The sequence below is a fragment of the Rhizobium sp. SVR5-2C genome (assembly GCF_056755115.1).
The window spans coordinates 1-11402 of the sequence record NZ_JBNDHT010000029.1; the positions used below are offsets into that span (position 1 = coordinate 1).

Annotated in this window: 11 protein-coding genes; 4 read left to right on the top strand and 7 right to left on the bottom strand. The window is 59.8% G+C overall.

From position 1 onward, the window contains the following. Positions 1–156: 156 nt before the first annotated feature. Both hdaA and ACPYOI_RS10845 read right to left on the bottom strand, forming a co-directional pair. Positions 157–855 (bottom strand): DnaA regulatory inactivator HdaA, encoded by a 699-nt coding sequence (gene hdaA, locus ACPYOI_RS10840; RefSeq protein ID WP_481417136.1) that lies wholly within the window; start codon positions 853–855, stop codon positions 157–159. Beyond that, entirely contained in the window at positions 852–1973 is a 1122-nt protein-coding gene (locus tag ACPYOI_RS10845; RefSeq protein WP_481417137.1) for an AI-2E family transporter, read from the bottom strand. Before ACPYOI_RS10845 ends, hdaA begins: the two co-directional genes overlap by 4 nt. A gap of 241 nt (positions 1974–2214) precedes the next feature. Here ACPYOI_RS10845 and purM point away from each other — a divergent pair, with 241 nt between their 5' ends. Beyond that, positions 2215–3288, top strand: coding sequence for a phosphoribosylformylglycinamidine cyclo-ligase (gene purM, locus ACPYOI_RS10850; RefSeq protein WP_481422863.1), 1074 nt, complete (start codon positions 2215–2217; stop codon positions 3286–3288). Next, on the top strand, positions 3285–3947 hold the full coding sequence (purN, locus tag ACPYOI_RS10855; protein ID WP_481417139.1) for a phosphoribosylglycinamide formyltransferase: 663 nt from the start codon (positions 3285–3287) through the stop codon (positions 3945–3947). The genes purM and purN overlap by 4 nt, the downstream gene beginning before the upstream one ends. A 5-nt stretch (positions 3948–3952) precedes the next feature. On the opposite strand, the gene ACPYOI_RS10860 is transcribed toward purN, so the two are convergent. The 4 genes from ACPYOI_RS10860 to ACPYOI_RS10875 form a co-directional block, all read right to left on the bottom strand. Continuing rightward, on the bottom strand, positions 3953–5116 hold the full coding sequence (locus ACPYOI_RS10860; protein WP_481422864.1) for an alpha-D-ribose 1-methylphosphonate 5-triphosphate diphosphatase: 1164 nt from the start codon (positions 5114–5116) through the stop codon (positions 3953–3955). A gap of 93 nt (positions 5117–5209) precedes the next feature. Then, complete coding sequence (locus ACPYOI_RS10865) at positions 5210–5839, bottom strand: hypothetical protein (protein WP_481417141.1); 630 nt, start codon at positions 5837–5839, stop codon at positions 5210–5212. 208 nt (positions 5840–6047) lie between these two features. Then, a complete protein-coding gene (locus ACPYOI_RS10870) occupies positions 6048–6641 on the bottom strand; it encodes an NUDIX domain-containing protein (RefSeq protein ID WP_481417142.1) in 594 nt (197 codons plus the stop codon). Then, the gene (locus ACPYOI_RS10875; protein WP_481417143.1) at positions 6638–8827 is read right to left on the bottom strand and encodes a molybdopterin-containing oxidoreductase family protein; all 2190 of its coding nucleotides are present in this window, start codon (positions 8825–8827) and stop codon (positions 6638–6640) included. Before ACPYOI_RS10875 ends, ACPYOI_RS10870 begins: the two co-directional genes overlap by 4 nt. Before the next feature lie 16 nt (positions 8828–8843). Here ACPYOI_RS10875 and ACPYOI_RS10880 point away from each other — a divergent pair, with 16 nt between their 5' ends. Beyond that, positions 8844–9713 (top strand): 23S rRNA (adenine(2030)-N(6))-methyltransferase RlmJ, encoded by an 870-nt coding sequence (locus ACPYOI_RS10880; RefSeq protein ID WP_481417144.1) that lies wholly within the window; start codon positions 8844–8846, stop codon positions 9711–9713. A 58-nt stretch (positions 9714–9771) separates the two neighbouring features. Next, positions 9772–10368 (top strand): glutathione S-transferase, encoded by a 597-nt coding sequence (locus ACPYOI_RS10885; protein ID WP_168829099.1) that lies wholly within the window; start codon positions 9772–9774, stop codon positions 10366–10368. Between the two features lie 52 nt (positions 10369–10420). On the opposite strand, the gene ACPYOI_RS10890 is transcribed toward ACPYOI_RS10885, so the two are convergent. Next, positions 10421–11056 (bottom strand): outer membrane protein, encoded by a 636-nt coding sequence (locus tag ACPYOI_RS10890; protein WP_168829098.1) that lies wholly within the window; start codon positions 11054–11056, stop codon positions 10421–10423. Between the last annotated feature and the right edge of the window lie 346 nt (positions 11057–11402).

Sequence of the window (11402 nt, forward strand, 5' to 3'; positions counted from 1 at the left end):
GTTCAGGACTGCTCAGCAGCTCTTCCAGCGAAGGGACGACGGCCGGTGTTGGAGGAAGGGATTCCTGATGCTCTGCAACTGCACTGTCCATATGTCGATCCGTCCCGTTTATTCGTCCCTGCGAATTATATCAGTTTCACGACGGAACTGTGACAGTCAATCGAGCGAGCCGGAATTTCCCAATTCATTCAATACCTCGGCTGCCATCGCTCGAGTGATCTTGGTGCCTCGAGACCAGGCCAACCGGTCGAGCCGTTCGACAATCGTCTGAGCCGCATTCAGCGACCGTTCCATCCGGTTGACGATATAGAGCACGAGTTTGTCATCTATATTAAGCTGGCGGTCGGCGAAGAGCTTGACGATGACCTGCGACAGCAATTCCTCGTCGGGCTCGCCGATTTCGACGGTCGTCGCCGCCTTGAGCCTTGAGCGCAGGTCGGGAAGCTGAACGGGCCAGGACATCGGCCAGAGACGGCTGGTCATCAACAGGCTGTTGCCGTTTTCGCGCACGCTGTTGATGACGTGAAAAAGCTCGGTGTCGTCGAAGCCGAGACGGTCGACATCCTCGAAAAGAACCGGACCGTTGGCAGCGGCAAGCGCGGCACCGGATCCGGATGTCGGGTGAATGCGTTCGGCCCCGCTGCGCTCCTCCCAGATCGTCGCCAAATGCGTCTTTCCGGAACCGACCGGTCCGGCGAGAATGACAACCGGGGATGGCCATTGCGGCCAGGCGTCGACGATGGTCACGGCAGCGCTCAGCCGGTCGGAGATCAGGAGATCGTCCCGGCTGCTTGCGGCATCATGAGAAAAGACCAGCGGGAGTTGCTCCCCCGCCCTGCGCTTCACGTCGCTCATTTTGAATCGGCTTTTGTCTTCCGGGCCGCAGCAGGTTGCGACTGGCCCGCATAAAGATCGCTCTGAAGGTAGCGCGCGAGCGCAAAACGGACAAGCACGCCGACAACGGCGGCTGCCGGGACGGCAACCAGCAGGCCGACGAAGCCGAAGAGCGCACCGAACGCAAAAAGGGCGAACATCAGCCAGACCGGGTGAAGGCCGACGCTATGGCCGACGAGCTTCGGCTGCAGGATATTGCCCTCCAGGAACTGACCGCTGAAGAAGACTGCGAGCACCGCACCGATCCACAGGTAATCCGGCCAGAACTGCACGATGGCAACACCGACGGCAAGAACCAGACCGACCAGCGAGCCGACATAGGGAATGAAGCTGATCATGCCGGCAAAGAGACCTATGAGCAGGCCAAAGTTCAAGCCGACGAGCGACAGCCCGGCCGCGTAGTAAATCCCGAGGATCAGGCAGAGAGAGCCTTGCCCGCGAACGAAACCGGCAATCGCCTGATCGATTTCGCGGGCAATCTGGCGGACGTCGTTGAGATAATCGCGGGGGATACACTGATCGACCTTGGCGACCATGCGGTCCCAATCGAGCAGCATATAGAAGGCGACCACCGGCGTTACGACCAGCAGCGAGATGACATCGACGATCGCCTTGCCGGAATTCCAGATCTGCGCAAAGAGGCCAGTGAGGAAGCCCATGCCTTCCGTAAGGACTGCGGAGAAATTGTCCTTGATCGTACCGAGCTGGTTCTTGACCCAGACCGGCATCACGGAATCCTGCGCATCGGCGATGAAAGCCTGCAACTGGCTGATATAGCCGGGAACGCGCTGCGCGAAATCATTGAACTGGTTGATCAACACCGGAATGAGGATCATCAGCGCCAGCGCGAAGACGATGACGAAGGCGACCAGTATGACGATCGTCGCCATCAAGCGGCTCATGCCCAGGCGCTGCAAACGGTCGGCGACGGGATCGAGGAAATAGGCGATGGCCATGCCGGCAATGAAAGGCAGCAGGATGGAGCTGAAGATGTAGAGGAAGATGACGAAGAAGACGAAGACGCCCAGCCAGAAAAAGATCTGACGCTTCAGACTAGCTCCGCTGACCTGATTTGGCATCGTTTTCCCCGTTCGTCCGCCCCTGGCGCGATCGCTTCGCACCGGTCCTTGAAGCACATAGGATGCAGGCTGGAACATGGTCAACCCTGCTGCGAAAAATCCCGCCTTCCCCTATGGAAAGAGCAGGAAATTAGGGCTTTTCTCTATGCGGCGCCTTGCATAAAGCGCACTCTCATGCAATTGCGACCGGCATGTGAAGATCGGTTAAGAAACCGCCCGAAGACAGCCATCGGAGATTAGCATGAGCCAGTCTGGAAAAAACGGCCTGACCTATAGCGACGCAGGTGTCGATATCGACGCCGGCAATCTTCTGGTGGAGAAGATCAAGCCTGCCGTGCGCTCGACGCGCCGCCCTGGCGCCGATGGCGAAATCGGCGGCTTCGGCGGTCTGTTCGACCTCAAGGCCGCCGGCTTCACCGATCCGGTTCTTGTCGCCGCAAATGACGGCGTCGGCACCAAGCTGAAGATCGCGATCGACGCCGATTATCATGAGACCGTCGGCATCGACCTGGTGGCGATGTGCGTCAACGATCTCGTCGTACAGGGCGCAGAGCCGCTTTTCTTCCTCGACTATTTCGCGACCGGCAAGCTCGATCCGGACCAGGGCGCAGCGATCGTCGGCGGCATTGCCGCCGGCTGCCGCGAGGCGGGCTGTGCGCTGATCGGCGGCGAAACAGCGGAAATGCCGGGCATGTACTCCTCCGGCGATTACGATCTTGCAGGCTTTGCCGTCGGTGCCGCCGAGCGGGGCCAGCTTCTGCCTTCCGGCGACATTGCCGAAAGTGACATCATCCTCGGTCTCGCCTCCTCCGGCGTTCACTCGAACGGCTTCTCGCTGGTGCGCAAGATCGTCGAGCTTTCCGGCTTGAGCTGGGACGCGCCTGCGCCTTTTGCCGAAGGCAAAGCGCTGGGCGAAGCTCTGCTGACGCCGACCCGCATCTATGTGAAGCCGCTCCTTAAGGCCAGCCGCGAAACCAAAGCCATCAAGGCGCTGGCGCACATCACCGGTGGCGGTTTTCCCGAGAACATTCCGCGCGTGCTGCCGAAACATCTCGCTGCCGAGATCGATCTTGCCGCCGTCAAGGTCCCTCCGGTCTTCTCGTGGCTCGCCAAGACGGGCGGCGTCGAAGCCAAGGAAATGCTGCGGACCTTCAACTGCGGCGTCGGCATGATCGCCGTCGTCTCGCCCGAAGACGTCGCAGCGGTGACCGCCGTTCTGGAAGCCGAAGGCGAAAAGGTTGTCACCCTCGGCCGCATGATCGCCCGGGCGGAAGGCGCTGCCGGTACGGTTTACAAGGGCACGCTTGCCATATGACCATGCCGCGCAAACGCGTCGTCGTCTTCATTTCCGGCGGCGGCTCCAACATGATGGCGCTCGTCGAGGCGGCGAAAACCGAAGACTTTCCGGCGGCGATCGTCGGGGTGATTTCCGACAACGCAAATGCCGGCGGGCTCACCAAAGCCGCCGCTGAAGGCATTCCGGCTTTCGCCTTCATCCGCAAGGACTATGCAAGCAAGGAAGCGCACGAGGCGGCGATCTTCGAAGCGCTGGACAGGCTCTCGCCTGATATCCTGTGCCTTGCCGGTTATATGCGGCTTCTGAGCGCGACATTCATCCGGCGTTATGAAGGCCGGATGATCAATATCCATCCTTCCCTCCTGCCACTCTTTCCCGGGCTGCACACCCATCAGCGCGCCATCGACGCCGGCATGCGGATCTCGGGCTGCACCGTGCATTTCGTGACCGAGGGCATGGATGAAGGTCCGGTGATCGGCCAAGCGGCCGTGCCGGTCTTCTCCGGTGATACGGCCGATGCGCTCGCTGCCCGCGTGCTCACGGTGGAGCACCAGCTTTATCCCCGGGCGCTGCGGCTTTTTGCCGAGGGCAAGGTGCGGATGGAAGGCGGCAAGGCTGTCGGCGCGGATGCGGCCACGCCGGGTAGTTGCAATCACATCATTTCCCTGATCGCCTGATCGCTTCAGGCGGCAAGTGCCTGAAGCTGATGCAAGGTGCCGTCGCTATAGACGAAGCGCCCGCCGCGGAAGGTCGCGCGGATGCGATGCACATTGCCCGGCTCGACCACGACCAGATCGGCGCGCTGGCCGATGGCGATCTCGCCGCGATCCGTCAGACCTGCCGAGCGGGCGGCATTCCGTGTCGCCATCGCAACTGCGACCGGTATTGCGGTATATTCCGCGATCTTGAAGATGCCGGGGACGAAGGCTGCCGGGTGATAATCGGCCGCGATCACCGTCAAAAGGCCGGACTTGGCGGCATCGAGCGCGCTCAGATTGCCGGACATCGACTGGCCACGAAGCGCATTCGGCGCGCCCATGAGCGTCCAGAGCCCGCGGCGCCGGGCCTCCTCGGCCGCCGGCAGCGTGACCGGGAACTCGCTGATGGTGACGCCGAGATCATGCATCTCCGCGACCTTTTCGACGCTGTCATCGTCATGCGACGCAAGCGACAGCTTCTGCTTCAGCGACAGCGCGACGATTTCCTTCAGCTTTGCCTCGATCTCGGGATTGTTACGCAAGGCGATGCGCTTGGCGACCATTTCCGCCGCGATCTCCTCGGAGATCGCACGGCGCTCGGCGATGCTCAATATGTAGCTCTGGATGTTGTTGTACTGCCCCTGCCCCGGCGTATGGTCCGTCAGCGAAACCATATCGATCTGGCGGGCTTCGAGGAGTTTTTCGAGGGCGGGCGCGGCCCCCACATTGGTGATTTCGTAGCGAGCATGGACGCGGTGGTCGACCAGCAGATTGTGCTTGAGGCGATTGATCCCTTCGATGACGGCGTTCGTCGTCTCCAGTGAGCGGACGTGGCCGTAGACACTTTCGGTCGCGAAGGAAATCGCTGCATAAGCCGTTGTCACGCCTGCCGCCGCGAGCTTCTTGTCCAACTCGTGAATACCGAAGTCGATGGGCATGATGGCGTTCGGCCGCGGTGCGATCTCACGCTCGATCATGTCGCCATGTAGATCCACGAAACCGGGCATCAGCAACCGGCCCCCGCCATCGATTGCGGCGTTGGCGACTGGCTCGTTCCGTATCTCGGCAATCGCGCCGTCCTCAATGCGCACCGAACCCTGGCTCACAACTTCTTCGGGAAGAACGAGCGTGAAATTGCTGAGCCACATGACTTTTCTCCTGACGGCATGCGATTATCGGCCAAGCAGCAGCGCATAGGCTTGCTTCGTGACAAACGGATGAAGCTAATCCAGATAGAATCCTTACGTTGACGGTTCGATCGGATCAAACCGAGGAATGCGAAAAAAACGAGAGAAAGCTTTCTCGTAGTAGCCACAAACCTGCATCATCGCTCCTAGATCGTAGCTCGGATTGAACGAGGCGTGGCGGCCACTTGGGTGCCAACGACCGGCGTTCGCGAAAATCGCTCGTTCTCCTTCCCGCCACATGCCCATATAAGTTGCAACAAGACCAAGACTCTCATCGGGGCAATTTGCCAGAAGGCGACCAAAGGCTCGGTTCATCAATGACATCGGCATGGTATCCACAAGATGCTTCTCCGGCGCCCCAACTCTTCCAGATGAGTCTAATATCCGAAACGCCAGCATCTCTTCCCAAGCCTCAGGCGGGCTCTCATCAGAGATAATCAGATGAATAACCGCTACATAGGGAAATCCTAATTGAAGAAGGTGAAGTGCCTGAGTGTATCCGAAATCATTGGGTGATTTTCCCTGCCGCTGATAAGTGGCTCGGATTACTTTAAGCTCAACAGCGACAATTTTGTCGGCAACTAGGTAAGTTCCTTCGTAGGGAACTATGAGTAGATCGATATCGCCTGGATTATTCTTTCCTGGAAAAATCGTGGAAGTCGGTGCGCATTGATGAACGAGCACGCCGCTATCCTGAGGCATTCTCCAGAAATATTCGGATTGGATCGCCTGATAAACCTCGCCAAATAGGCGACGATCACACATCATCAGGCCAGCGAGAGCAACTTCATCCTTCTTTCGCGCAAGCCTAACGTCGATGAAGAACGCTGGCTCTCCACTACGAATAAGGCGGGGCAGCGTTTCTACCTTTATTAGCGTCGTCGCCAGCCCCTTACAAAAGACTTGCCCTGTTCATCGCCGCCCATTGCAGCAGGATGATCGTTTTCATGTCGCAGATCTCGCCGGTTTCGATCATGGCAATCGCCGTGTCCAGCGGGATCTCCAGCACTTCGATATCCTCGTGCTCGTGGTCCAGACCGCCGCCATGGGAAACGCGATCGGCGGTATCGATTTGTGCGGCGAAGAAATGCACGACTTCGGTGTTCGAACCAGGCGAGCTGTAGGCCTTGAACAGAAAATCGACGTCCCGGATGCGGAAACCCGTTTCTTCCACGGCTTCGCGGCGCATCGCCGCTTCCGGCTCCTCGCCGTCCAGGAGCCCGGCCGGTGTCTCGATTATGAAGGCTGGTTCGCCGTGAAGGTGGGGCGCCAGGCGAAACTGTTTGACGAGAACGACGGTCGAGCGCTTCGGATCATAGAGCAGGATCGTGGCGGCAGGCGTGCGGTGATAGACTTCGCGGTGGACGCGATGGGTCTCGCCTTCGGAATCCGTGTAGTCCAGCTCATAGGTGCTGAGGCGTGTCCAGCCTTCCGAGAGCGTCATTTCCGCGGCGATCTCCGCCTTTGCCTTGGCGAACTTCGTCATGCGGCGCCTCTGCGCAGCCAGACCTTATTGTCGTGGACCGCCGCGCCGCCATAGGGCGCCACGGGGTCTGCGCCGGTCAGTACGTTGATGCCTTCGCCATCGACATGGGCCTTGTTCGGCCACAGGCCTTCGGCAATCAGCACGCCGGGCTTGACCTCTGTGGTAACGCGGGCATGCAGGCGCACTTCACCGCGCTGGTTTCCGACCTGGACGAGATTGCCGTGTGCAATGCCGTTCGCCTCGGCATCTTTCGGGTTTATCATCAGTTCAGGACGCCCCTCCTTCTGCCGCGAGGTCTTCGTCTCGGCAAAGCTCGAATTCAGGAAGTTGCGCGCCGGCGAGGTTGCCAACCGGAAGGGGTGTTCGGCATCGGCCACCTCAATGACGTCCACCTGGTCCGGAAAGGCCGGCAGCTCGGAATGCGGACCGAGCAGGCCTACCGATTTCGGCGGGCGGTTGGGAGCCGGCTGGTTCATCCAGTCCGGCCGGAAGCGGAACTTGCCGTCCGGATGCGCAAAACCATTGAGGTAATGGGCCTCTTCGAAGGCAGGCTGGCGGTCGAACCACTTGTGCTCGAGGAAGTGGTCGTAACCCGGCAGGCCGCTCGTCTCTAGAATACGGTCGACCATTTCCCGCGCGGTAAAGCCGAAGCCGGGCCGATCCGCGACGCCGAGGCGCTTGGCCAGTTCCTCGATGACGAAAAGGTTGGTGCGCACGGTCGGCGGCGGTTCGACCAGCTTCGGCCCGAGCAGGATATGGTTCTGCCCGCCGGCACGGTAGATGTCGTCATGTTCGACGAACATCGTGGCGGGAATGACGATGTCGGCCATCTCGGCCGTCTCGGTCATGAACTGCTCGTGCACGGCAACGAAGAGATCGTTGCGAGCGAAGCCCCGCTTCACCAGCCGCTGCTCGGGCGCGATATTTACCGGATTGGTGTTCTGGATCAGCATCGCGGTGACCGGCCCGCGATGGCGCAACGCCACGGGATCGCCGGTCAGCACGTGGCCGATCTGCGACTGGTCGAGCATGCGGATGTCGGGATCCTTCATCGACTTGCCGGTCAGTTCCGCATTGTTCATGCGGAAGATACCGCTGTTCGAGTGAAAAGCGCCGCCGCCCTCGTATTGCCACGAGCCGAGCACGGTGGCGATCGAAGCCGCGGCGTGCATGGCAACCGCGCCGTTGCGCTGGCGCGTGAAACCGTAGCCGAGGCGGAAATAGGTCTTCTTCGTCGTGCCCACCAGTCTTGCGAAAGACTCGATCTCATCGACCGAAAGGCCGGTGATCGCGGCAGCCCATTCCGGCGTCTTCGCCTTGAGGTGTTCTTCGAGGCCTGCCGGATCGTCGGCATATTTCGCCATGTAGGCCCGGTCGGCATAGCCGTCGCGGAAGGCGACGTGCATGACGGCGCAGGCGAGCGCGGCATCGGTGCCGGGCCTGACTGTCAGCGCCATGTCGGCCTGCTTCATCGTTGGATTGTCGTAGATGTCGATGACGACGATCTTGGCGCCTCGCTCCTTGCGGGACTTGATCGCATGCGTCATCACGTTGACCTGAGTGGACACGGCATTCGTGCCCCAGATGACGACGCAATCGGTGCGGCCCATTTCGCGCGGATCGGGGCCGCGGAGCGCGCCCGTCGCCATGGTGAAGCCGGTCCAGGCCGGGTTGGTGCAGATGGAATCGAAGAAACCGGAATAGCCCTTGGCATGGCGCAGGCGATCGATGCTGTCACGCTGCACCAAGCCCATCGTGCCCGCATAGTAGTAAGGCCAGATAGCCTCGCTGCCGTCCTTCGCTTCCGCCTTCACGAAGGCCTCGGCGATCTCGTCCAGAGCCTCATCCCAGGAAACCTGCTGCCAGCGCCCCTCGCCTTTCACGCCGATACGGCGCAGAGGATGCATCAGCCGGTCCGGATGATAGAGACGCTCGGCATAGCGCGCGACCTTGGCGCAGATGACGCCCGACGTATAGCTGTGATCGTTCGCGCCGCGCACCCGGCCGATACGGCCGTCTTCCGTGATGTCCACCTCCAGCGCGCAGGTGGAGGGACAGTCGTGCGGACAGACGCTGTGGCCGATCCTTGATTTGGCGTGAGTGGGGGTCGCAATGTTCATGTGATTTCTATATGCCAAGCGGCAACCGGCCAAAAGCCGGAAAAAACGCCGATCAGGCGAATTCATACAGGCATCAACGACCATGAATTACCGCCACATCTATCATGCGGGCAACTTTGCCGATGTGCTGAAACACGCCGTTCTGGCGCGCCTTATCCGCTATCTGCAGAAAAAAGATGCGGCTTTCCGTGTGCTCGATACGCATGCAGGCATCGGGCTCTACGATCTCTCCTCCGAAGAGGCGCAGAAAACCGGTGAATGGCGCGACGGCATCGGCAAGATCATGGAAGCTGAACTTGCGCCTCAGGTCGCCGGTTTGCTGGAGCCGTATCTTACGGTAATCCGCGAACTCAATCCGGATGGCGAAATCCGCTTCTATCCCGGTTCGCCGAAGCTTTCGCGCATGCTCTTCCGCCCGCAGGATCGGCTTTCGGCCATGGAACTGCATCCGGAAGACTACGCCCGCCTTCACCGGCTGTTCGAAGGCGATCACCACGCCCGCGTCACCGAACTTGACGGCTGGCTGGCGCTCGGCGCGCATCTGCCGCCGAAGGAAAAGCGCGGCCTCGTCCTCGTCGACCCGCCCTTCGAGGAAGATGGCGAATATGCCCGGCTGGTCGAAGGCCTTGTGAAGGCCTATCGCCGCTTTCCCGGCGGCACCTATTGCCTGTGGTACCCGCTGAAGAAGGCCGCGCCCATCAAAGAGTTTCACGAATCGCTGCAGGCGACTGACATTCCGAAGATGCTGTGCGCCGAACTCAGCGTGCGCAGCGACCGCGGGATTACCGGCCTCACCGGGTCCGGCCTCATCATCGTCAATCCGCCGTTCACGCTGAAGGACGAATTGCACGCGCTGCTGCCGGCGCTCAAGGACCATCTAGCGCAGGATCGCTTCGCTTCCCAACGCGCCTTCTGGCTGCGCGGCGAAGCGAAGACGACAAAGGCTGATTGACCGCTTGCCGCGCGTGCGAAATAGTCCGCGCCGCAACCGCATTCCTTAAGGTGAAAACATGAAACTTCTTTGCTCCCCAGCGTCGCCTTTTTCCAGCAAGGTGCGTATGGCCGCGCGCTATCTGGAATTGGACGTCACCGAGATCAGGGTGGATACCAATGCCGGACCGGCAATTCTCGTCGACAACAACCCGCTCGGCAAAATCCCCACGCTTCTGACCGACGACGGGCTCTCGGTCTTCGACAGCGTGGCGATCATGCATTATTTCGACCGGCTCAAGAAGGGGAAGCTCTATCCTTCCAACAACGGCAAGCGAACCCAGGCCGAGATACTGGAGTCACTCTGCGACGGGATCTGCGACAGCCTGTTGGCGATCGTCTACGAGCGGCGCTTCCGCGACGAAGAGAAAGTGCACCAGCCCTGGATCGATCGCCAGTGGAAAAAGGTCGTCAGCGGTTTGCACCACATCAGCGCGCACCCGCCGAAAATCGGCAAGAAGCCGAACGGCGGCCACTTCGCCCTTGCCGCAACGATCGGCTATCTGGGCCTGCGCTTCAAAGGGCAATGGGAAGCCGAGCACCCCGAGCTAATCGACTGGGCAAGCAAGTTCGAAAAGAAATTCCCTGCCTACGGGGAAATCAAGCCGCAGGGCTAAAACACAAAAGCCGGGCACGAGACCCGGCTTTTTCAAAGTGTCTTCGGCGGACTTAGAACTTGACGCCGATACCTACCTTGACGCTGTGTTCGTCATAGCCGCGCGAAACGCTCGTCGGACCGAGATCGAAGTCCTTGTCCTGGTAATCGCTGAAGCGATATTCGACGCGCGCGGTGATGTTGTTCGTCACCATTGCTTCGGCACCTGCGCCGACCGTGTAGCCGTAGGCCGTCTTGCTGTCGGAATCCCCAAAGCCGCTAACCTTGTTGTTCGCCGCAGCGACACCAGCCGTTGCATAGAGCAGGAACGGATTGAGGTCGTAGCCGACGCGGCCGCGAACGGAGCCGTTGAAACGATTCTTGTTGGTGACGCCGCCCGAGGTGCTGTCGAGACCCGAATAACCCAGATCAGCTTCGACACCATAGACGATCTGGCCGCTCTGCCAGTTGTAACCGGTGTAAAGCTGGCCGCCGAGCGCGTAACCGTCACTGTTGTGCGCGAAGTGGCCGACATTGTAGGTGCCCGCGCCGCCGAGATAGAAGCCTTCCCAATTGCCGGCGGGCGTGACCGGCTCATTCTGAGCAACCGGAGCTTCCGGGATCTGTTCGACCGCGTCTGCAGCATTGGCGGCGGAAACGCCGGCGATCACGAAGACGGACGCCATCAGGCTAGCAACAAATGTACGCATACTTAATTCTCCTTTCGCTCCCGCGCTCTTCGTGAACTGTCCTACATCGAAGCATTCGCGAGAAATTACTAGATGTCCCTCTCGGATCAGCCTCGAAGGTGGAGCTCAATTGCGGATTTGAAAGAGCCAAACTGTGAAATGATTGTGGCGGACACGTGGCTGAAATTCGATGTTGCTATGTCGCAACAGACTATTTATTAACCATAATCGGGCGGCTCACTAATGAATACTTATATTAGCAACTTCTTTTCTTAAATAATACATAGAATAAGCTGAAGAAACAAAGGCGGCAATCATGCCTATTTATATAATTTGTCTCGGCGACTATATAGAGCGCACTGAGATT

Coding starts and splice junctions, on each gene's coding strand:
- ACPYOI_RS10860 (WP_481422864.1), bottom strand. CDS start 5,116: ATGTGGCTCAGCAATTTCACGCTCGTTCTTCCCGAAGAAGTTGTGAGC.
- ACPYOI_RS10875 (WP_481417143.1), bottom strand. CDS start 8,827: ATGAATTCGCCTGATCGGCGTTTTTTCCGGCTTTTGGCCGGTTGCCGC.
- ACPYOI_RS10890 (WP_168829098.1), bottom strand. CDS start 11,056: ATGCGTACATTTGTTGCTAGCCTGATGGCGTCCGTCTTCGTGATCGCC.
- ACPYOI_RS10845 (WP_481417137.1), bottom strand. CDS start 1,973: ATGCCAAATCAGGTCAGCGGAGCTAGTCTGAAGCGTCAGATCTTTTTC.
- ACPYOI_RS10885 (WP_168829099.1), top strand. CDS start 9,772: ATGAAACTTCTTTGCTCCCCAGCGTCGCCTTTTTCCAGCAAGGTGCGT.
- purN (WP_481417139.1), top strand. CDS start 3,285: ATGACCATGCCGCGCAAACGCGTCGTCGTCTTCATTTCCGGCGGCGGC.
- hdaA (WP_481417136.1), bottom strand. CDS start 855: ATGAGCGACGTGAAGCGCAGGGCGGGGGAGCAACTCCCGCTGGTCTTT.
- purM (WP_481422863.1), top strand. CDS start 2,215: ATGAGCCAGTCTGGAAAAAACGGCCTGACCTATAGCGACGCAGGTGTC.
- ACPYOI_RS10870 (WP_481417142.1), bottom strand. CDS start 6,641: ATGACGAAGTTCGCCAAGGCAAAGGCGGAGATCGCCGCGGAAATGACG.
- ACPYOI_RS10880 (WP_481417144.1), top strand. CDS start 8,844: ATGAATTACCGCCACATCTATCATGCGGGCAACTTTGCCGATGTGCTG.